The organism is Pseudoalteromonas sp. DY56-GL79, assembly GCF_041414765.1.
GTDB lineage: Bacteria > Pseudomonadota > Gammaproteobacteria > Enterobacterales > Alteromonadaceae > Pseudoalteromonas > Pseudoalteromonas piscicida.
Window position 1 is genome coordinate 78,366 of sequence record NZ_JANHZS010000019.1, and the last position, 21,340, is coordinate 99,705.

The following is a 21,340-nucleotide window of genomic DNA, read 5'->3' on the forward strand; positions in this document are numbered from 1 at the left end:
GGGGATACATAATGGGAATTTTACCAGCAATCTTTGACAAACAAGTTAATCAACTGTCAAAGGCAGTCGTAAACGCGATTGAACACTCAGATCTTACCCAAGTAAACCCCGCTTTATATGAAGGGGAAGCCAAAACACTTGCGACCAATGTGTTAAGTTTGCTTAAAAGTAACGCAGAGTTAGCGGCTATCGAGACTACAGGCACATTTGCTGCACTCTTAGATGGTGCTGGTCGGATTGTTCATCAAAGTAATAAATTTACCCAGCTTATTGCAAATAACGCACAAAGTGATGGTAGATATATTACTGATATGCTGTCATTGCACAATAATTTTTCCGAGCTGATAGACAAGGCCACCATAGTTAATATGTCAAGCGGATCTTATCAATTAGAAGTCATGAAATTAGAACAGCCCATTGCTAACTGTAGCTTCGTGGCTAAATTAATCAGCCAAGCGAGTTTGAGCGCTGGAAGTAATAGCGATTTTTATAAACAAGCCATGGATTACAGTACCGCTTGCATTATGCTGGCTGATGAAAATTACGACATTGTTTATATAAATCGTGCTATGCGAGACATGTTACTCAGGTTAGAAAGTGCGATCCAAAGCACGTTACCTACCTTTTGCGTTGACAAACTGGTGGGAGGAAGTATTGACCAATTCCACCGTAATCCAAGCCACCAGCGTACTATGTTAGCGAGTTTAACCTCAACGCACGTTGCGAGACTAGGGTTTGGTGAGCACAGCTTGGAGCTCATGATCACCCCTGTATTTGATGAAGACAATAAGCGTATTTCTACTACGGTTGAGTGGAAAGACGTAACTGATGAAAAGCGTAAAGAGCGCTTGTTAGAAGAAGAGTTTGGTGTTGCCTTCCAAGCGGTAGCTTGCGGGGAATTTGACAGACGCATTGAAGCCAATGAATTAGAGGGATCGATAGGCAGAATTGCAGAGGCATATAATAAGTCGATGGAAGTGCTGGAATCGGTACTTGAGGACAATTTTGCCGTGCTAAACGCAGTGAGTGAAGGTAACTTATCATTAAAGCCCAAAGTACAAGCACAAGGGCTTTTAGGTGAGCTGGCGCAACGTACAGCCAATCTCACCGATGTGCTAGATACCTTAGCGAACGATATCGTCGAGTTGGTTTCACAAGCGGTCAAAGGAAACATCCAAAATCGCGCCGATACCTCAAACTATGCCGGCGCATTTAAAACCATGACTGATGGTCTTAACGAGGTATTGGAAGCGACTGAAAAGCCAATTCAAGAAATTGCTAATGTCATGGAGGGGTTAAAAGAAGGCCGCCTTGATGTTGAGATTGCAGGAAGCTATTCAGGTGTCTATGACGAGTTGAAACAAAGCGTAAATAGTACAATCTCCAGTTTAAGTCGCATTATTTGTGATGTTCGTTCTAACTCAGAATCGCTAGCACAGGCATCGACCGAAGTCTCCTCTACAGCCCAGTCACTGGCACAAAGTGCAAGCGAACAAGCCTCATCAGTTGAAGAGACATCAGCCTCTGTAGAGCAAATGACGGCATCCATTGCACAAAATGCAGAAAACTCTAAAATCACTGACGGTATGGCATCTAAAGCGGCAGGTGAAGCACAAGAAGGCGGTAGCGCCGTGGAAGAGACCGTATCGGCCATGAAACAAATTGCTTCTAAGATAGGTATTGTTGATGACATTGCTTATCAAACGAATCTGTTGGCACTCAACGCTGCCATAGAAGCGGCTCGAGCTGGAGAGCATGGTAAAGGGTTTGCTGTGGTGGCTGCAGAAGTCAGAAAGCTTGCTGAGCGATCTCAATTTGCAGCGCAGGAAATATCTCAGTTAGCATCTGGCTCAGTCAGCAAAGCCGAGCGAGCTGGTAGTCTACTTGCTGAAATCGTGCCTGCGATTGGTAAAACCTCTGATTTAGTACAAGAGATCTCCGCAGCGTCAGACGAACAAGCTGCGGGTGTTGGCCAAATCAACGACTCGATGAATCAAATCACCCAGCTAACGCAGCAAAATGCGTCATCGTCAGAAGAACTAGCAGCTACCGCGGAAGAAATGTCCAGTCAAGCAGAGACGCTTACCCAACTCGTCGCCTATTTTAAAATCGGAGACATTGAAAGCCAAAGCAAAATGCGAGTATTAGAAGGAGGAAAACCGCAAACAGAAGCAAAACCCGTCGCCGAGCGAAAAGAAGTTAGTGCTGGGCAAGCTCGCTCAAAAGAGCACTTTGAACAGTTCTGAGGAGGTGCCACATGATTGGGGACTTTATTAGCGATCAAGAATTTACCTGTATTGCTGACTTCTTCAAAGCCGAATCAGGAATACATCTTAGGGATCATAAAAAGAACTTAGTCTGTGGACGGCTAAATCAAAGACTGAGGATTTTAGGATTAAGTAGTTATGGTGAGTACATTGAGTATCTAAAAATACCCAATAACAAAGGTGAGCGAAACATGTGCATCGACTTGCTGACTACCAATGAAACCTATTTCTTCAGAGAACGTAAACACTTTGAAAAGTTAGCAGAGCTGTTTACCACGTACTACCAAAAGTCTGCACCAGATATTTGGTGTGCGGCTTGCTCGTCTGGCGAAGAGGCATACACCTTGGCCATGTGCACACAGGAGCATTATGGCCACGGGAATTGGGTGGTGCGTGCCAGTGATATTTCTGAGCGGATGCTGGATTTAGCGAAAAAGGCAATTTACCCTTTACATCGTGCTAAAAACATTCCTGACGAATATCTAAGGAAATACTGTCTAAATGGCGTCGGAGAGAAGACCGGCTATATCATGGTGAATGATGAGCTCTATCATAAGGTTAATTTTTTCAAAAATAATCTACTTGTGCCTTATATCGGTGGTAAAGCTGACATAATATTCCTCCGTAACGCACTGATTTATTTTGAAAAAGACGAAAAGGTAAAAATCCTCGAGAATATTTATAGGGCGATGCCGAAGCAAGGTTTTTTGTTTTTAGGACACTCCGAGAGCTTAAATGGCGTGTATGACAAATTTGAATCAATCGCTCCTGCGGTGTATGCAAAATGTTGATGCCAAACAGAGACGTTGAATCAATATTTTTGCAGCCGGGTAGTTTGGCAATTGAGTCATTTCGCCCAGCAACGCTCAATACCTTGCTGGGGTCCTGTGTTTCATTTGTTTTAGTGTCTAAGCAGCATCAACTAGTTGTTGTCAGTCATATGCTATTGCCAACCACAGAAAAGCCGAATGACGATGAGCCCGCTAAATATGTCGATAAGACTTTTTCGTTAGTTCGACAATATTTAAAGCGGTTTAGTATCTCTGAGGATTGTGTGGAGATTAAGCTTTTTGGTGGTGGAGAGATGTTCAAAACGTCTTGTTCAGAGACTGTCGGTATGCGAAACATCGAAATGAGTCATAAGCTGATTGACGATTATGGATTTAGGCTTATTGCGCGTGATGTTGGTGGCCCTTATTATCGGAGAATTCAAGTGGATCTCAAGGATGGCTCTTGCAGGGTAGACCGTTTTCATGTTGCGTTATCGAGCAGGAGAGCAACCTGATGTCGAATAAAATTTCTGTCTATATTATCGATGACTCTGCTGTGGTAAGGCAAACGGTCACTGCGATGTTGGAGTATTCGCCTGAAATCTGCGTGACTAAGGTGTTTAGCAACCCTGTCTTGGCGCAGCCCAGCGTGTTGGCAGAGCCGCCAGATGTTATTATTCTTGATATTGAAATGCCACAGATGGATGGCATTACCTTTTTACGCTGGCTCATGGCCAATAAACCTATCCCCGTGATCATTTGTTCATCGCTAACAACCACAGGAGCTCAATTGTCGGTAGAGGCACTCTCTCTTGGCGCATTTGAAATCTTAACTAAACCTGAGTGTGGCTTAAAATCATTTCTTGAGTCTCAACGCGAGCAATTTATTAAAGTGGTTAAGCAAGCGAGATTCTACAGACCAAAGTCCTCTACGGAAGACATAAGCCGCGCGCCTGCTATCAATGTTGCAATGAGCAATACTAACCTTTCCATTAATACCACTGATAAAGTGGTAGCCATCGGCACTTCGACAGGGGGGACGCAAGCGCTTGAGTACATATTTAGTCAATTAGAACCCGAATTGCCTGGTATTGTGGTGGTACAACATATGCCAGCCAACTTCACTAAAGCCTTTGCTCAAAGGCTAAATGATATTTCAAAATTAAAGATTAAGGAGGCTGAGCATAACGAACGCGTACTGGCTAACCATGTGTACATCGCGCCAGGAAGCCATCACCTTCAGCTTGTTCGTCGTGGTGCATTCTATTACACTCAGCTCAAAGATGGGCCGCCAGTGCAGCGCCATAAGCCTTCGGTCAATGTATTGTTTCAATCTGTTGCGAAGCAAGTTAGAAGTAATGCTATCGGATTTATATTAACCGGAATGGGCGCAGATGGTGCATTTGGTTTGTTAGAAATGAAGAAATCGGGGGCGAAGACTTATGCACAAGATGAAAGCTCCAGCATTGTATTTGGAATGCCAAAAGAGGCCATTAAGCTAAATGCTCACAGTAAAGAAGTGACTCTAGCGGATGTGCCGATGACAATAACTCAATGTTTTTCATAACGTTACTGTTGGGATGAGCTCAACTCTTGTTTACGCGATTAAAAGGAAATTAGCTTGAAAGCGACTACATTAACCCGTAATTTTTATCATGGATTGGCTGTAGTTATAGCCATCACTCTATTTGGATGTGCGTCACAAAATAGGACAGTTTTAACACCCACCGAGCAATTGAACGTTGAAGCGTTTCACTGTGGCGAGCAGTGGATGACAGAGGTCGATGATCTTTTAATAAGTGGCGATGGTAGCGGGCATGGTCCTGATCTTGGCAGCCAAGAATGGCAATCGGTCATTGAGTTTAAACTTGGTGTAAGAAGTTACTCGGATAAGCCCGACCGTGGCACGCAGGATTGGTGTCGCTATATTGACGAGCACTTAAAACAACACATTCTACATACGCCTTCATTCGCTTGTAACGAGGTAAGAGCTGGAAGCATGGAATCCGTTATTTGTAACAGTGCGGCGTTGTCTCGACTGGATCGCAGGCTCAATTCTGTGTATGAAAAAATTGTAAAAGAGCCGCATTCGAAGCACCTTCAAGCTGAGCAAAGAGGGTGGATAAAAGGGCGCAATGCGTGTTGGAAATCTAGCGATAGCGCGCATTGTTTGAAGCAGTCGTATATTCACCGTATTGCCGAGCTTGAGGCTCGTTTTTCATTAGTGACTAGCTCCGGGCATATGACGTATCTCTGTAACGATAAGTTATTATCCGTTTTTTACTATGATACTCAGCCACTAAGCATGGTCGCAGAATTTAATGACAGTGAAAAGCTGATGTTCATCGATAACTCCGCCAGCGATACTCATTACCGCGGTGGCGATTATCACCTTAAAGTACAAAGTAATGTAGCAATATTAACTTGGGGTTATTATCAACAGCCCATCCAGTGCAAAGTTACAGTAGACTAAGTTTAGAAGCACATTAGCGCTTCGAGTTGAAGCGTTAATCACCGGTTGAATGATAGCAAATCTTGTCGAGCATCATGATAATAAACGAGTCGTCTTTTGCTTTTCCTAAGAACTCCATTGCGTTAAATTCAAACGTCCCATCAGATTTGACTTCGTATTGAAGAAGAAAATCAAACTTTTCGCCTTCTTCTTCTACATAACCATCAATATTTATGTAGTTTCTGCCCCAATCGCTTGTGAGATAATCCCAAGTGAGTTCGGTAAAAAAATTATTCATAACTTGGCGAAAAGTGTAGTCGCTACACTCTTTAAACGGTGTGTCCTGCATTCTGTCAATTTCTAACTCAGCAGTATAATCGGCATAAGCTACAGATGAAGTGACTAAAAATCCAAATGCAGCTAGGTTAAGTGAGAGCGGTTTCATCATTTTTCCATTTCTATGTCTGACGCGAAATTTACGTATATCAAGCAATATGAAATATTTTGTTATTCGAACCAAACTACTTTATTTTTGCCAGTATGTTTAGCCTCATACAAAGCTTTATCAGCATCATTTAAATGTGCTGTAATAGACATTTTTTCCATCTCGGGAAGTACCGCTTTTACACCAATGCTGACCGTGAGATGTATTTTCTCTTCTGCTGACAGTGTAATTTCCAAGTTGGATATGGATTCTCTGATGGTCTCAATCAATGCGCTAGATGATCCATGTGTGGCATCAAGTAACACAAATGCAAACTCCTCACCTCCCATTCGCGCGGTAAAATCATCACTGCGTAGCGCATCCTTTATGGTGTAAGCAATCAGCTTAATGGCTTTGTCACCAGCATCATGACCGTAGGTATCATTAATTGACTTAAAGTTATCGATATCTACCATACCAATTAAATAGGGGAAGGATATCTCACCAACTTCGGCGGCTTTTTCCATAAAGGCACGTCGGTTGGGCAGGCCTGATAAGGTGTCGGTCATTGCGAGTTCAAGCAGTTTGTTTTCTGCTTCTTGGCGCTCTTTATCGAGTTTAACCGCATAGTATAAACCCGCTAGAGAATCGACCAGTGGTTGTAAGAATTTTGCATCTTCTTCGGTATAGTCAAAAAACTTATTTGCAAGTCCTATCATACCGACCAATTCGCCATTGAGCTTTATCGGCAGCCCCAAAAACTTAGAGATCCTTGGGTGTCCTTTTGGCGTGCCTTTCGACGCAGGGTGCTTGCCTCGTTCATTACTAATGACGGTTTTTCCCGTCAGGATCACTGATCCGAACAGATTATTAAAATCAGTAAAATAGAGATCGTTATCATAATATCTCTGTACCAATTGAGAGCTTAAATCATTCCACTGCATTTCTGAAATGGCATGAATAAAGAGCCTTGGTACACCGGCGGTATGCTCAAGCTCGCCGATCAGCGCAAATTGGCTATCCGCAATGTCGATGAGCTCTTCTAGAATCTCACGGCATGATTTAGACAGATCACCAGTCTTTAAATAGGCTGACTGTGCTTTACTGATAAAAGACAGTAATTGTTTTTGCTTTCGCTCTTGCAACTGTGCTTCCATCCGGTAGGTAATATCCCGGTGAGTACCAGCAAGGCGCAGTGCTCTGCCGCTATTATCGCGTTCAACCACTTTGCCATAGGTTTCTATCCACACCCAGTGTCCGTCGGCATGTTTCATTCTATAGGACGTGGTGTAGGCATCGGTTAACCCTTGTAGGTGCTTGGCTAGGTCTCTTTCTACGTGACTACGATCGGCTGGATGAATAAGTTGGCGGAAGTAATTAACGCTGGTCTCAACGTATTCAAATTCAATTCCAAGCATATCACACCACTTTTTATTAACTTTATTGGTATCTGCTGGAATATTCCAATCCCATGTACCTAGCTCTGAGGCTTCTAGCAACAGGCGCATCTGTCTGTTCGCCTCATTGAGTTTGTCTTCGGTGTACTTTTGCGCAGTATTTTCTGTAATAAAAGCCTGAATGCTTGTCATTCTGCTGTCGTGGTTAAAGTGCGCCACGGTGATCATACGGATCCAGATCTGTTTTGAGTCTAATGCCATCTCTAGCAAAATTTCAGACGCCTCTAAACCATCCAAGTGGTTTTGTAAGTTAAAATGAAATTTCTCAACACTTGGCTCGGTGAGTAAGTCTTCAAAATGCAATTCTCCGGAGCATAAGTGGAAAGCGTCAATACCAATTACGCGTTCAATATTCGGAGAAACCGTACGAATGCGCAGCCCATTATTATACTTCCACTTAATTAACACGATCGGTGAAAAACGGATTAACTCTTGATCTTCGAGGTATAACGAATAGTTCTTTTGTAGCTCTAAAATATTGGTGATAAGACCGCTAATCGTCTCGAGTAAATGAACATCTCGCTCGGCATAATTTTTCGGTTTGGTATCGATTAAACAGACGCCACCAATAGGCTTGCCGTCGAGTCGAAAAGGTACACCCAAGTATGAGCGAATGTAGGGCTCGCCAGTAACCAGTGGGTTATTGGCATAGTTTTCATCCAAGGCGGTATCTGGAACAAGTAAAGACTTGTTATGTTTGATTAAGCTCTTACAAAAAGCATCTTGCTCCGGTGTCTTGTCGGCTAGGATCCCATGTCTGGCGATCAGATGTTGCCATTGCCCTTCAATTACGGTGACTAAAGTAATTGGTACCTCAAAATAATCAGAGAGAGAGGTGAGTAGCGTATTGAGGTCGGCGAGCGGAAAGCTTGATTCGACTAAATCTTGTGTTAATTCAACTTTTGCAAAAGTATCCACGCCTACTCTCCATTATTTAAAAATGCAGCAAGTTGAGTGGTATTACTTTGTATCTCGTGAGGTAGTGCGGTATCGAGTAACTTTTCCAACTGAATTTCTAGCTCTATCTGCTTTCTTGGCAATAAGGATTGCTCAATGTTATCCAGTACAAACAGATAGTTATGGGTTGGTGACGGTAATATTTTATAGTTTCTGAAAACTTCTTGAGCCGCAGCTGCCAATTTCGCTGTGGTGAGTTCGAAAGTTGGCAACGCATAGTAAGTGAGAACGGGGTTTATCGAGTAACATAATAGCAGCTCGGTGATAACTTCATAGACGTTAATTTCGTCTGTTACTTCGACTTTTTCTATCGTGATCAGATAGAACTCCTCGTCTTTTGGATTGCTACGGATCTCACATCTCAAAACACCAAGAGGAGTGTGGTAGATGCCATTACCACTAAAGCATGCCGAGAACTCCGCAAGAATCTGAGATTCTATGTCTTTGCTGAGATTATGCTCGACAACTTGGCCTTCATTATTGATTAATACCCGTGGGCAATCACGCTTTTTTAGTTGTTCCTGTAACACCGTTTTAAAATAATTATTATTGTATACGTCTATTGCTGCATTAACTTCTTCGAGTAATTTGTCGTTCTCCCATGGTTTACACAAAAACTTATGCGCAACCTTGCTGTTAATCATATCAATAAGCATATCGGAGTCGGTATAACCGCTAAGAATTAGGCCAATTGCACCAGGGTTTATTTTTTTGGCTCGTTTTAGAAAATCTCCACCATTCATTAGCGGCATTCTAAAATCAGAGATAATAACCTGAACGGGGTGCGTGTCTATGTACTCAAGAGCTTCAAAAGGATTATCAAAACTGACAACCTCTACCGAAGGCAGCCGTATGACTCGTTTTAACGCCTTAAGTATTGACGTTTCATCGTCTAATATCAGTACTTTGTAACTAACTAAAGTATTTGCTTCTGAGTTCATAGAAAAGCTCCAACCAATCTTGGCTCTTTTGATCAAAAAAGGTGTTGATCACCGTCTGATTGACTTCTTTATTGGTGATAGTGTCTATAAGCAACAATAGCTTCGTAGCATTGCAATCTGAGCTACCCGTTTCTAGGGCATTAATGAGCGCATACAATTGATCTGTGATGGCTGACTCGTAGCCAATTAATGTGGCTGTATAAAGGGCGATATGCAATTTCTCGATATAGCAACTCTGTGGGGAATGACATTGACTTTCGGTAATAAGCTGAGCTATTTCTGAGCCGAGCTCGCCAAGAAATAATAAGGATTGAACAAAAACAACGCGCTCAGAGTCAATTGAGCCGTCATGTAGCTTATGTACCAATTCCTTAAGTAATTTGACCTTTCTAAAATTAATATCGCTTAACTGCTCACAGTTCGCGATATCATATCTGGCTGCAACCATATTGTGATAACACACAGAGACAATAATTGCAGACACTAAATCCACACCGAGCGTCTTAATTGCGGTAGAGAGGGAGTATTGCTTTGTCGATAATCCCACATAAGCACTGTTACACAGGTGGAATAATTTAGCTTGAATGAGCACCTCTTGTTCCAGCATTGCTTCAAGCTTGTGAAAATCTAAATCAATGTCTTCAATTTTACTTAGCAAGATAGGCAATTCGTTTTCAATGAAAGTTTCATTTAGGGCACGCTTTATTGCTTCACTTAATGGCAGCTCATTGAGTCGATAAAAAGCGGTGATCACATCATCGAATTCTTCTCTTCTAAATGGCTTAGCGACGATAAAGGTAGCAGAAATTGAAGACTTACACAGTACCTTGCCTGTGGTATCGCCGGTTAACAACACGGTGAGGACTTGTGGATAACGGCGCCTCACGATATTGATTAATTCAACACCGTTAATCGATGGCATAAGGTAATCACTCACTAATATGTCGATGCTTGCTAACGTATCTAGGGATTCTATGAATTGTTTAGGTGATGAAAAGGTCAATATTTCAGCTCCTTCCATGCTGATTTTGAAGTGGCGGTGGAGCGACTTCAACATTAACTCATCGTCATCAACGAGCACAATCCGTGGCACTTGGCTTTTAATAGACATAGTGAGTAAACTCCTCAAGCAAAACAGGTTTTCCGATGAGATATCCTTGTACTTCATCGCATTTTAACTGCTCTAGAATTTCAAGCTGTTCCACGGTTTCTATACCTTCAGCGACAACTTTTAATTCAAGGTCGTGAACTAATCGAATAACATTTTGGACAAGATCTCGAGCTGATTTCGAACTGTCGATGTTTTCAATCAGGCTTTTGTCAATTTTGATAACATCCACTGGCAATTTTGAAATATAGCCCAATGAGGAATAGCCCGTACCGAAGTCATCGATGGCAATGGAGAATCCGATTTCTTTTAATTGTAGTAATTTAGTTTTAGCTTGCTCGAGATTTTCTAAAACAAAGTTCTCGGTGATTTCTAACTCGAATTGTTCGGGTTTGAGCGAATACCTTTCAATAATCGAATACATGGTTTGTACAAAGCAGGGATCGGAAAGTTGATAAGGTGAAACATTCACTGCAACTTTTTGGATCTCAAGTTCTTCCTTTTGCCATTCGCACAGTGCGATACACGCCTGCTCAAGCACCCAAGTTCCTATTTTGACTATTTGTCCGTCTTTTTCTGCTAACGGAATAAAATAATCTGGTGAGTTAGCGCCAAACTGGGTGTTCTTCCAGCGAATTAACACTTCACAACTATTGATTGAATGTTCATTTAAATTAAGCTTAGGCTGGAACCTTAGATAAAACTCATCATTATCAACGGCGTTAAATAATGCTTCAGAGACTTTATGCTCATTTAGTTTTTCTGAAAGCAGTGATTGCGAATAACGCATATAGAAATCAGTGCGTGACTCGCAAACAAATTGGGTATAGATAACTAAGCTGTCTATTGCTTCCGAGAGTGGCTGCTCAGGCTCAATCATGGTGTACGAGACAGAGAACTTGATTTGGATATTTTTGCGAATGAAAAATTGTTTAATTGAGTTGATTAACTCATCTAAAAACTTGTGTACCTCAATTTCACTTTGTACTGAATCTAGCCAGAAAATGGCTTGATCAAAGCTGATTTCAAGCATCGAAAAATGAGTCGCTTCGCTCAATAGAGCATGATCTATGATTTTTTTAAACGTATCAGAATATATTGGGGTATTGGAAATAATATTCTTAACCAACAAATCTCGAATTTTCAGGCAGATCATGACAGAGTTATCGGTGCGATTGATATGTTCGAGAAAGCCCAGTTTGCTCTGATAGAAGTTAGGATATTTATCCTGCTCGCTGGAGAGGGGTTTAATGATAAGTAAGTAGCTGGATTCTGTTTTTAGCTTGAGCTCAACTTGGCATAACACCCCTGAGCTTTTTAGTGTTGCAATTCTGCGCTCGGTAAAATCATCAAGGCATTTATCACTTTCAAAATTAAACAGCTGAAAGAAATTGCCTTTATTGGCCTCGTTAAGCACTAACTCCGTGTAAGCGTAATTACAGTCAATGACATTACCTATGGTATTTACTTCGACTAAAGGCGCATTATTGTTACGCAGGATTTGGGTTTTTAATTCGTTTTTGTGATGGTTTGTGAGTGCCGCTTCTATGGTTGTGTACAGCTCTTCGTTATTCCAAGGCTTGGATAAAAACTTAAAGGTATTATTCGCGTTGATCAGCGACTTCATATCGTCATAATCAGCTTGCCCACTGAGCACGATGCATTCAATACTAGGATCGTGCTTTTTCACTTCTTGGATAAGCTCTTGGCCATTCATGTTGGGCATTCTGAAATCAGTAATAAGCACATGAGGTTTGTGCTCTTGTATCAAACTGAGCGCTTGTCTCGGGTCATCGGTATATACCACTTCATAGTGCTGCAAGCGCAGAGTGCGTTTAAGCGACTTTAGAATATCAATTTCATCATCAACCAACATGATAGGTGCATTCATAGCTACCCCTGTATTAGCGCATTAATTTTTTCTAACAGAATAGAGTTATCAAACGGTTTAGAAAGGGCATCGTTGGCGCCCATCGCTTTAGCCTTTTCAAGTTCTACATCATTTAACGCAGAGACCACTAAAATCTTAATCGCTTTAAATTCTTCTTTTTCGCGGATAAATGAGATCACTTCAAAGCCATCCATTCCCGGCATGGAAAGATCGAGCGTGATTAAACTTGGTTTAAACTCAGAGATGGCAATGCCAGCCATAAAGCCATCCCCAGCTTCTTGTATCAAATAATCGTTGCCTATCACTCGTCGTATCGCTTTTCTATACTGGGGCTCGTCATCAATGATAAGCACCTTAGCTAAATCCCGTTCTTTATCAGAGTGTAGTCCACTTTCTGCGATTTGATAGTCGCTAATAAAGTCTTGCGAAAGGGGGATTTTGTGCTTGTTTAAAAAGGATAAAAAGTCTTCAAGTAAGACACGGTAGTTACCGCGTCCAGGAAGCTTATGACCTTTTAATTCGCCATTGGCAATCCAACGACTCACACTGCGTTGGTGTACGTTACAGTAACTGGCGATTTCGCTTGGTTTAAGTGTTTGCATAGTCTTTTTGCTTTAATTCTCTTACCTATTGGTATAGCACAAGAAAACTAATAAGACAAAAGCGACATTAGAGACAAAGAAAATAGAGTATGTTTATGAGCTAAAGGTATCAAGGGGGGAGCCTTGATACCATCATGAATGTATAAACCTATAACACCATCGCGGCTATCCAGCCGAAGCAGAGTAGTGGGATGTTGAAGTGAATAAATGTAGGCACCACGGAATCCCATATGTGATCGTGCTGGCCGTCGGCATTTAAGCCAGAAGTGGGTCCAAGTGTGGAATCTGATGCAGGAGAGCCCGCGTCGCCTAGTGCACCTGCGGTTCCCACCAAGGCGGCGGTAGCCATAGCAGAAAAGCCAACTTCTAGAGACAAAGGTACAAATAGCGTGGCAATGATTGGCACGGTTGAAAATGAACTGCCAATTCCCATGGTAATAAGTAAGCCAACAAGCAAAATCATCGCAGCGGCAAGTGGTTTATTATCGCCAACAAAATCGGCACAACTTGCTACTAAACTTGCCACATCACCCGTTGCTTTCATGACGGAGGCAAAGCCTTGAGCAGAGATCATGATAAAACCTATCATTGCCATCATCGCCACGCCTTTACTGAAAACATCGGAGTTTTGTTCCCATTTCACAATACCAAAGAGGCTAAAAATCATCACGCCAACGAGCCCACCTAATATCATTGAGCCACTGTTATTTTGTGCAATAAGAGAAGCCAGCACCGCAGCGCCGCCGACAATCATCACTTTAGTTGCTTCTTGGCCTTCCGGTACTGTGTTTGACTGAGTACTTTGCTGTTGACTCACCTCATAAACTCGCTTTTTACGATAAGTAATGAAAACGGCAATCAACAGGCCAATCAGCATACCAAGCGCAGGGATCACCATAGCGTATGGCACGTCGAACTTAACCAATTCTAAACCATTATCTACAAGGTTTTTATGCAAAATAGAGTAAAGGTAAATGCCACCGAATCCATATGGCAACACCATATAACTGGTCGCTAAGCCAAACGTTAAAATACACGCAATCGCACGGCGGTCTATCGTCAGCTTGTTCAGTACGACTAATAGCGGTGGAATGAGGATAGGAATAAACGCAATATGGACAGGCACAAGGTTTTGCGAGGCAATCGAGCAAGCCAAGATGATGACCATTATAAACATGCTTAAAAACGTTGAACCTTCGCTATCATTGGCATTAACCAATTTGAGCAGCTTTTGCGCGAGGATTTGAGTTAAGCCAGACTTTGAAATAGCAACTGCAAACCCACCTAACATGGCATAGCTTAAGGCTATTTCTGCGCCGCCAGATAGCCCATCATTAAAGGCGTTTAAGGTTGTCTTCAAATCTAACCCGGCCACTAAGCCCGCAGCTATTGCACTGACGGTCATGGCGACAATTACATTTATTCTAAAGAGGGTTAACCCCAGCATGAGCAAGACGCCCAAAATAACAGCATTCATACTATTTTCTTGCCTTTCTTTTTATTGATTTATACAACCTCTTCAACTCACCAAGCTCAAGTTTATTAAGTGGTTTTTGTTGATACTGTGATTTTTCAATTAATTGATAAAACTGCCAAAGCGACGCATCTAACTCTGGAAATAACTTACATAACTCAACAATATGTTGTTTCGCCGTAGTGCCACTTAGCTGCCCTTTGAAATCGGACACTATAGCATTGTAATAGACAAGTTCGATAGGGCGTTTATGCCGAGTAAGCTGCTTGCTAAGGTAAAATAGCGCAATTGAGAGCAAAAGCAGCATAAACAGAGAAAATATTCCGGCCCAAAGCTGACCATTACTCCCAAACCACCCTTTAAACAGTGCGCCTTGCTTTTCTTTGTCAAAATTAATGACGACGCGAGTCCACTGATAGTCAAGCTCCTCGAGCTGCAATCGCAACCAATTAATAGATTGCCAATTAGACAACCCAATTAAGCTGTAGCCCAAACCGCTTTTGAACTCGCTCGATAATTGTTCAAACTGAGAAAGACTCCCTGTCATGCGCTCTGGGGCAATCCAGGCGGTTGGGTCTAAGCGTTGCCAGCCAATTCCCGGCGTAAAATACTCAACCCAAGCATGTGCGTCATATTGATAAACGCTGTAATAGCCTTGAACGTCATTTTTTTCACCGCCCAGATAACCAGATACCAAGCGAGCTGGGATACCCGCGCTGCGCAGTAGAAATGCCGCGGCAGAGGCATAGTGACCGCAAAATCCATTAAACGAGCGAAATAAAAAGTCATCAATCCTATCATCAGATTGCGCTGTAGTTGGTGTTAGGGTATAGACGAAACCATTTTGCAAAAAATAGCGCTTCATTAATTCAATGAATTGGCTCGTTGTTGTCGATTGACTATCCCAATCGCGGGCCAGCTGCCTTGCCTGTTGATTAATGCCGTCAGGTAATGCGGTGTTACGCCTATAATACCAAGGCCTTAACGAATCTTGGGGTTCAAAGTCAGTGAAATCGATTTGATACTCGACAGGTTTTGCTGATAGGTTTTTCAAATAGACCGTGCCAAACACATTACTATTCAACTTAGCGCTTTTCGAATAAGAGTATGACAGGCCGTACAACCAAGGAAGTTGGCTTGGCTGTGCAATAATTGTTGCTGCGCCAATCGGGTCTTTTGGCAACGCTCTGACATTGGTACCTTGATACTCAGAGACTTTCCATTGCCGTCCGTCAAATTCATCATGAATAATAGCTCGCCAATAGAAAGGTCCCGTTTGTCGAGTGTCCTCAAATGACGCCCGAAACACCAAGTCGCTGGACTGGGATAAGTTTGCAATATTGAAAGGATCTACATTCTCAGATAACCCTGTTTTTGCTTGATTCTGCGGTGCAGGTAACTGCCAAAAAGCTGGGAGTTTTGGTAGAAAAATGACCAACAAGGTAGCTACAGGCAGCACTAATACCAATCCCTTTGTGCTTACTTTAAGCGCAGATTTGAACCTTAGGTTTTGCTCGAGATTAAGCATGATAGCTAAATTGACAGCCAGCAAAATCAATACTAAAAATGCTGCAAATATACTTTGTGTAAAAAGAAATAAGCATGGGTAAGTAAAAAAATTCAAAATACATATTTGTGTAAATTGGCGAGCTTGCGTGGCATGCACTTGTTTAAGTAGCGATGCAACCAACATCAAAGCCACGAAAACATTCACGCTGTTTTTTAGACCTATTAATGAGGCCGTTGCAATGGCGCCGAGTAAAGTGACCAAGTTAATAAAGCGAATGCTTAACACGCTTGGTTTAGTCACCAACCTCGATGCTTGCCATAGCGTTAAAACGGTACATAACCCGACAAAGCCGATACCAAAATCATCGACAAGAATAATGCTCAGCAGCCATAAAAATAATGACGTGCTGTAGTACCATTTTGGGAAGCTAGAATTCACTTAATGCCTCCAAGCAACATAGTTTATGGGTTTCACCCTGACCGAACGGGATCCTGTTTTGTTGCAGTAACAGGGCATAACTTGTTTGTTGCTTATCGGCGTCAAGCACCAAAGTACAGAGTTTACTCAGACGTTCTTCCTTGCTGCCTGAAAGTTTAGAATAATCAAAAATAATGCGGTGTAAATCGGCCGACTCCGGTGCATTTTGTTTAACTAACATTTGCTCTGTCTTGGCGTAATGCTTCCAAGAAACGCGGCTTAAACTCATTCCTTTTTGATGTTGCGAGAGATGGTCGAACTCAACTGAACGCTCTTTCTGTTGTATGCTTTGGCTAGTATTCGAGGCACTGCTAAAGCTAAACTCTGTGTCTATAACGGGCAATGGAGTAGGGTAAACGTAGAAAGCATCGTTTGGTTTTATATACGACCAGGTACGAATAAGACCAAATGGGAAGTAGCTGAGGATTTTAATTACCCCCGTATCATATACGCCACGAGGTAATTCAGGGGCGCCTAACTCGATAACTTTTTCATCACTCACTGTGGAAATATGGGTAGCCGTTTGGTTGTATTCACTTGATAGTCTGAGTGATTGGATCTCTGCGCTAGATGAAATACTGAGTCTAATAGATGAACTATATGGGCTAAAATTTGCATTACTTCCCAAATATCGGACATTTGTATTGTTCAAGTTGAAAAAACCTAAAAATAGGGCGGCTATCATCATCACAGCCATAATGTAGGACACTGCAAGGATTAGATTATTCTGATAGTTGATCCCCAATACAAAATTAAGCAAAGCCACAGCGATAAAAAAACCGCCATCCTTAGATGGCAGTATGTAGATATTATTATGAGATAACCGTATTTCTGAGCCTTGATGTCGTTTATAAACATGCTGCTTAACTTTCCGTTTCAAGCGGTTAATCATGCTTAATGTACCGGTACGTTTTGAAAGACCTGTATCTGAACTTCTGCTTCATTAGTCGTGGTAACGCCAAGTCGATGGGCACAGACTGAAGTGAAAACGGCTTGAACATCATCGGGGATCACGAAATCTCGACCACTAATAAACGCATATGCACGACTTGCGGCTGCAAGTGCAATGCTAGCTCTTGGTGACAGAGGATCGCTAAATTGACCTGATCTGCGTGTGTAGTTAACTAAGCGAAGGATGTAATCAATAATAGCGTCACTTAGCACAATGTCAGGTACAACTTGTTGATACGCCAATAATGTTTTACCATCGATCACTTGTGGTGCTTGAGTCAGTTTTCTCGCTTTTCCAGCTAATTTAATTAGCTGCGCTTCTGCCATTTCCGAGGGGTATCCTAAGCTTATACGCATAAAAAATCGGTCTAGTTGTGACTCAGGCAGTGGATGTGTGCCAGATTGATGCTGAGGATTTTGCGTTGCAATAACGAAAAATGGGCTAGGGAGCTCATGGCTCACGCCATCGATGGTTACTTGATGTTCTTCCATGGACTCCAACAAGGCGCTTTGAGTTTTTGGACTTGCGCGGTTGATTTCATCTGCCAGCAAAACTTGGCTGAAAATTGGACCAGGATGGAATTCAAAAGACTGATTTTCTCGGTTAAAAATGGAAGTACCGGTAATATCAGCTGGGAGCAGATCGCTCGTAAATTGCACTCGACGATATGTCAGACCTAGCACATCAGCAAGAGAATGAGATAGCGTCGTCTTACCCATACCTGGTAAATCTTCGATTAGAAGATGGCCGCGACACAAAAGACTGCAGATCGCGAGCTTTATTTGTTCAGGCTTTTCTAAAATAACGGTAGAGAGCGCATCGGTAAGTTTCTTTATCTCTTCATTCATGTAACCAGCTCTAAACGCTTCATTACCGAATCCACTTTATGTGCATTGAAAGGTTTAGCGATAAAGCCCTTAGCACCAAGTTCCCAAGTATTTTGAACATTCTCCATACTATTATGGCCAGAGCACATGATGACATGGGCCACAGGAAAATTTTCGTTGATGTAGGAAAGAATTTCGGTGCCATCTGTATCGGGAAGCTCAATATCTAAAAAGACAACACTGGGTTGTTTATGCTTTAGTAGCGGCTTTGCGGAATCAAAGTCTTCACAACCATAAACTTCTTCAAACCCTAAGTTCTCCAAAATCTGTGTCAGAAAATCTCTGATCTCAACAGCGTCATCAATTATCAAGATTGGTTCTAGCGGTCTTACAAATTCCATATGTCGATACTTCAAATTACAAATTCAACCACATACTATAAAAAGCGAAACCATAGCTCAATAGAAAATACAGTAAACTTTCATTAATGTCCGATACCGTCTAGTATTGGACATTAATAGATAATTTATTTAGCTCCTTAATACTGCTAATACTGGGATTTACTACATCCCATAATTTATATTATGTTAAATACAGTAAATTAAAAGAGAGACTAACTTACTCTTTGTACAATCAAAATTTCGCTGGATGTTTATGGGCTACTTTTTGACCTATTTATCCGTTTTCGAATGTAGAACTGACACTGCTGTTTCTAATGCTACGTCTATACCATTTTTGTCCATGTCGCCAGCCACGATTATATTTGGTTCGAAGTCTTCACGAAAATCACCATTTACGTGATATAAGCGTTCAAATCCAACTTCAACCCAAGCGTCACTTTGAGCAAGGTCGAGACGTTTGATGCCGCCAAGCAAATCAGCCATCGGTGCGCCAATTACTGCGTCCGCACCCAAAGCATCAAAGCCAATTGTCATGCCTTCTCCAATACTGCCGGTCCAGCGCCCAGCAAGTACAACAAACGGTACCTTTATTTGTTGCTTTGCTGGTTTAGTGAACGCGTCTTTTAACTCTGCTTTGTTGAATTGTACAGCTTTCGTTTGCGTACGGTACTTTTGATACACGCTTGGCGCAGCAGTAAAATGTCCAAGTATGGGTTCTGCGACACCTGTATTCCCGCCGCTGGGTGTATTTCTAAGGTCAATAACATAACCTTTCACTTTACCTAAGGATTTTAATGCTGCTTTAAACTCATCAACAGTTTGGGTGTTGCCCATGGCGTTATTAAATCGAATATGACCAAATTCATCTATTTTTGCGTAGGATACTTTAGGTCCATTGCCTAGCGCATTTATTGCATCGTAACTTGCGGCAAGTTCGACAGTGACTAATTTTGTATCCCGTTGGAATTCAATTTCTCGTTTTTGATAACGTTTCCCTCCTAACGCAATATTCAGTGCGTAACTCTTCTGAGCCTTATTTAATTGACTCAATGGCACCTGCATTACGTCTTGTATGGCCTCCGGTATTGTATTGCCATCTACCCTTGTCACTTTATCTCCGGGTTTTAGTCCTTTAACGTCTGCATCGCTGCTACGTTTTACGTCAATGATAAGTGCGCTGTTATCGTTAAATTCGACATACATATCTGCACCCGTTGGATACACGCTGTAATCCTTTTCATTTAATGGACCAAGATTGAGATGCGGATCTGTGAAGTGGCGTAAATATGCTTGGCTTAAATCAATAAAGGCTTGCTTAGAATCTAAATTATTTAACTTATTCTCAAATAGTTGCCGGGTTTGCTGGTAACCTTTAAAGTCATCTAGATACGCGTAATGGGTTTGCAAGTTATGATCGAGCTCTTTCCAAGCATCCAACGCGCTAAAAGCCTCAGCACTTGCAGCAAAATTTGGCGTTAGAAGGAAGCTAGCACATAAAAAAACATTTAATTTCATATTTTTATGTCCTTGTTGTTATTATTTAATCCCAGTTATTTCATGCTAATGAAGCGCTGCGCTAAATGGAATGCGCTTACATATATCCGCTTCTGCAATGAGAATTTCTTCTAGGCGGTTATCTATCGTTAATTTGTCGAAATACTCGTAGCCAAGCTCTACAAAGAGATTTTTGTGTTTTTCTTCTGATTTGGCAATGGCAACATAAAAATCTTTCTCTTTGCCTTCAGGAAGCGCTTCTGCAACTAAAGAAAAACGTTCATGGCCCCTAGCCTCAATTACTGCGCCAATCAGTAATCTATCAATTAAATATTCGTCAGTGCCTTGGCGGAACAATGCGCGCATTTGCTTTATATAGGGGTCTTTTTGATCGTTCCCAAGTAGTGTACCACGCTCGGTTAAGATCTTAAGTACCTGTTTAAAATGGATCATTTCTTCTATTGCGAGATCAGCCATCGCTTTTACTAGCTTGATCCTGTCTGGGTAATGACCAAGCATTGCCATCGCCATTCCAGCTGCTTTTTTTTCTGCAGCGGCGTGGTCTTGAAGAAAGGTATCAAAGTCGGCTAGGACTTTTTCAGTCCAGCTAAAAGGTGTGTGATATTTTAATTCAAACATAATTCTATCTTGTATATACAGCTTGTAGTGAGTATAACAAACTCACGCGCTCGAGCGAACTTGCATACTAAAGAGCGCTGTGTCTTTATCTGCTTTGCCATTACGTGTCGATTCCACTTTATTGGAGTGTGAAAACCACTTCCATGCAGTTACTTTACCACCGATATTGACATGCGGAATGGTCACTTTTTCTTGAGTCACGCCTATAAATTCGGCAAGCGTTTGCTCGGCATCAGCAGCGGTTAGGTTGACCGTGATAAAAGGAATATCATTCATTTTGGCGAATCTAAGCACCCTATCATGATGCTTGTAATAACAATCCTGCCAATAACCATCATCTTCAAAATGTTTGTCAAAATCAGGAAAAGTTTCCAAATAACAACGCTTAATGGTGTCGTTAAAGCCCCCTCTTTGTGACAGTAAGTTTTCTTTCATTGCCGTCATCAAACGCTTAATTGAGGGAAGCCATTGCTCAAATTCTCGTGTTAACTGGATTATTTTGGCTTCAGGATATAAAGCATATAATTTTTCATAGTCAGCGAAAACGGGTGTGTCAGCAATAAATTCAGCGCAGTCTAATGCTTGCCTTGTGTATGCCGTGTGTGCTGTTTTGTATCCAGCACCTAATGCAGCAATACACAAACTTGTTGTGCCCGTTCGTGGTAAACCCGTTACCAAAAATTTGTGTTTTGTCATA

General features: G+C 41.8%; 19 protein-coding genes. 5 read left to right on the top strand and 14 right to left on the bottom strand.

The annotated features are described in order from the left end of the window. Positions 1-11: 11 nt before the first annotated feature. Genes NO992_RS14870 through NO992_RS14890 form a run of 5 tightly spaced genes read left to right on the top strand, consistent with a single transcriptional unit; the run spans position 12 to position 5,510 of the window. Complete coding sequence (locus tag NO992_RS14870; RefSeq protein ID WP_371378431.1) at positions 12-2,246, top strand: methyl-accepting chemotaxis protein; 2,235 nt, start codon at positions 12-14, stop codon at positions 2,244-2,246. An 11-nt stretch (positions 2,247-2,257) separates the two neighbouring features. Then, positions 2,258-3,058, top strand: coding sequence for a protein-glutamate O-methyltransferase CheR (locus NO992_RS14875; RefSeq protein WP_010604746.1), 801 nt, complete (start codon positions 2,258-2,260; stop codon positions 3,056-3,058). Then, positions 3,052-3,552, top strand: coding sequence for a chemotaxis protein CheD (locus NO992_RS14880; RefSeq protein ID WP_371378435.1), 501 nt, complete (start codon positions 3,052-3,054; stop codon positions 3,550-3,552). The genes NO992_RS14875 and NO992_RS14880 overlap by 7 nt, the downstream gene beginning before the upstream one ends. Then, positions 3,552-4,604 (top strand): chemotaxis response regulator protein-glutamate methylesterase, encoded by a 1,053-nt coding sequence (locus NO992_RS14885; RefSeq protein ID WP_371378438.1) that lies wholly within the window; start codon positions 3,552-3,554, stop codon positions 4,602-4,604. The genes NO992_RS14880 and NO992_RS14885 overlap by 1 nt, the downstream gene beginning before the upstream one ends. Before the next feature lie 54 nt (positions 4,605-4,658). Continuing rightward, the gene (locus NO992_RS14890) at positions 4,659-5,510 is read left to right on the top strand and encodes a lysozyme inhibitor LprI family protein (protein ID WP_371378441.1); all 852 of its coding nucleotides are present in this window, start codon (positions 4,659-4,661) and stop codon (positions 5,508-5,510) included. A 34-nt stretch (positions 5,511-5,544) separates the two neighbouring features. Here the strand turns inward: NO992_RS14890 and NO992_RS14895 are convergent, their stop codons facing one another. The 14 genes from NO992_RS14895 to NO992_RS14960 all read right to left on the bottom strand — a co-directional run bounded on the left by NO992_RS14895 (position 5,545) and on the right by NO992_RS14960 (position 21,339). Further along, positions 5,545-5,937, bottom strand: coding sequence for a hypothetical protein (locus NO992_RS14895; RefSeq protein WP_371378444.1), 393 nt, complete (start codon positions 5,935-5,937; stop codon positions 5,545-5,547). Between the two features lie 59 nt (positions 5,938-5,996). Continuing rightward, positions 5,997-8,288 carry a diguanylate cyclase gene (locus tag NO992_RS14900; RefSeq protein ID WP_371378447.1) on the bottom strand — a complete coding sequence of 764 codons (2,292 nt, stop codon included), beginning with the start codon at positions 8,286-8,288 and terminating at the stop codon, positions 5,997-5,999. 2 nt (positions 8,289-8,290) lie between these two features. Continuing rightward, positions 8,291-9,268 (bottom strand): response regulator, encoded by a 978-nt coding sequence (locus tag NO992_RS14905; RefSeq protein WP_371378449.1) that lies wholly within the window; start codon positions 9,266-9,268, stop codon positions 8,291-8,293. Continuing rightward, the gene (locus NO992_RS14910) at positions 9,240-10,379 is read right to left on the bottom strand and encodes a response regulator (protein WP_045989673.1); all 1,140 of its coding nucleotides are present in this window, start codon (positions 10,377-10,379) and stop codon (positions 9,240-9,242) included. The genes NO992_RS14905 and NO992_RS14910 overlap by 29 nt, the downstream gene beginning before the upstream one ends. Further along, complete coding sequence (locus NO992_RS14915) at positions 10,369-12,267, bottom strand: EAL domain-containing protein (protein ID WP_253106621.1); 1,899 nt, start codon at positions 12,265-12,267, stop codon at positions 10,369-10,371. Before NO992_RS14915 ends, NO992_RS14910 begins: the two co-directional genes overlap by 11 nt. Before the next feature lie 2 nt (positions 12,268-12,269). Beyond that, on the bottom strand, positions 12,270-12,869 hold the full coding sequence (locus tag NO992_RS14920) for a response regulator (protein ID WP_010372839.1): 600 nt from the start codon (positions 12,867-12,869) through the stop codon (positions 12,270-12,272). Between the two features lie 148 nt (positions 12,870-13,017). Beyond that, a complete protein-coding gene (locus NO992_RS14925) occupies positions 13,018-14,346 on the bottom strand; it encodes a Na+/H+ antiporter family protein (RefSeq protein WP_010372843.1) in 1,329 nt (442 codons plus the stop codon). A gap of 1 nt (position 14,347) precedes the next feature. Next, a complete protein-coding gene (locus NO992_RS14930) occupies positions 14,348-16,291 on the bottom strand; it encodes a transglutaminaseTgpA domain-containing protein (RefSeq protein WP_371378454.1) in 1,944 nt (647 codons plus the stop codon). Next, positions 16,281-17,210: a DUF58 domain-containing protein gene (locus tag NO992_RS14935; protein ID WP_371378456.1), complete on the bottom strand. Its 930-nt coding sequence runs from the start codon at positions 17,208-17,210 to the stop codon at positions 16,281-16,283. The genes NO992_RS14930 and NO992_RS14935 overlap by 11 nt, the downstream gene beginning before the upstream one ends. A 14-nt stretch (positions 17,211-17,224) precedes the next feature. Next, a complete protein-coding gene (locus tag NO992_RS14940) occupies positions 17,225-18,130 on the bottom strand; it encodes an AAA family ATPase (RefSeq protein WP_371378459.1) in 906 nt (301 codons plus the stop codon). Continuing rightward, on the bottom strand, positions 18,127-18,510 hold the full coding sequence (locus NO992_RS14945) for a response regulator (RefSeq protein ID WP_010372856.1): 384 nt from the start codon (positions 18,508-18,510) through the stop codon (positions 18,127-18,129). Before NO992_RS14945 ends, NO992_RS14940 begins: the two co-directional genes overlap by 4 nt. A 270-nt stretch (positions 18,511-18,780) precedes the next feature. Next, a complete protein-coding gene (locus NO992_RS14950) occupies positions 18,781-20,025 on the bottom strand; it encodes a S41 family peptidase (protein ID WP_371378462.1) in 1,245 nt (414 codons plus the stop codon). Between the two features lie 45 nt (positions 20,026-20,070). After that, positions 20,071-20,643 carry a tRNA-(ms[2]io[6]A)-hydroxylase gene (locus tag NO992_RS14955; protein WP_010372863.1) on the bottom strand — a complete coding sequence of 191 codons (573 nt, stop codon included), beginning with the start codon at positions 20,641-20,643 and terminating at the stop codon, positions 20,071-20,073. 42 nt (positions 20,644-20,685) lie between these two features. Next, on the bottom strand, positions 20,686-21,339 hold the full coding sequence (locus NO992_RS14960; RefSeq protein ID WP_371378465.1) for a sulfotransferase family protein: 654 nt from the start codon (positions 21,337-21,339) through the stop codon (positions 20,686-20,688). Between the last annotated feature and the right edge of the window lies 1 nt (position 21,340).

Coding starts and splice junctions, on each gene's coding strand:
- NO992_RS14870 (WP_371378431.1), top strand. CDS start 12: ATGGGAATTTTACCAGCAATCTTTGACAAACAAGTTAATCAACTGTCA.
- NO992_RS14875 (WP_010604746.1), top strand. CDS start 2,258: ATGATTGGGGACTTTATTAGCGATCAAGAATTTACCTGTATTGCTGAC.
- NO992_RS14880 (WP_371378435.1), top strand. CDS start 3,052: ATGTTGATGCCAAACAGAGACGTTGAATCAATATTTTTGCAGCCGGGT.
- NO992_RS14885 (WP_371378438.1), top strand. CDS start 3,552: ATGTCGAATAAAATTTCTGTCTATATTATCGATGACTCTGCTGTGGTA.
- NO992_RS14895 (WP_371378444.1), bottom strand. CDS start 5,937: ATGATGAAACCGCTCTCACTTAACCTAGCTGCATTTGGATTTTTAGTC.
- NO992_RS14905 (WP_371378449.1), bottom strand. CDS start 9,268: ATGAACTCAGAAGCAAATACTTTAGTTAGTTACAAAGTACTGATATTA.
- NO992_RS14910 (WP_045989673.1), bottom strand. CDS start 10,379: ATGTCTATTAAAAGCCAAGTGCCACGGATTGTGCTCGTTGATGACGAT.
- NO992_RS14915 (WP_253106621.1), bottom strand. CDS start 12,267: ATGAATGCACCTATCATGTTGGTTGATGATGAAATTGATATTCTAAAG.
- NO992_RS14920 (WP_010372839.1), bottom strand. CDS start 12,869: ATGCAAACACTTAAACCAAGCGAAATCGCCAGTTACTGTAACGTACAC.
- NO992_RS14925 (WP_010372843.1), bottom strand. CDS start 14,346: ATGAATGCTGTTATTTTGGGCGTCTTGCTCATGCTGGGGTTAACCCTC.
- NO992_RS14940 (WP_371378459.1), bottom strand. CDS start 18,130: ATGAATGAAGAGATAAAGAAACTTACCGATGCGCTCTCTACCGTTATT.
- NO992_RS14945 (WP_010372856.1), bottom strand. CDS start 18,510: ATGGAATTTGTAAGACCGCTAGAACCAATCTTGATAATTGATGACGCT.
- NO992_RS14950 (WP_371378462.1), bottom strand. CDS start 20,025: ATGAAATTAAATGTTTTTTTATGTGCTAGCTTCCTTCTAACGCCAAAT.
- NO992_RS14955 (WP_010372863.1), bottom strand. CDS start 20,643: ATGTTTGAATTAAAATATCACACACCTTTTAGCTGGACTGAAAAAGTC.
- NO992_RS14960 (WP_371378465.1), bottom strand. CDS start 21,339: ATGACAAAACACAAATTTTTGGTAACGGGTTTACCACGAACGGGCACA.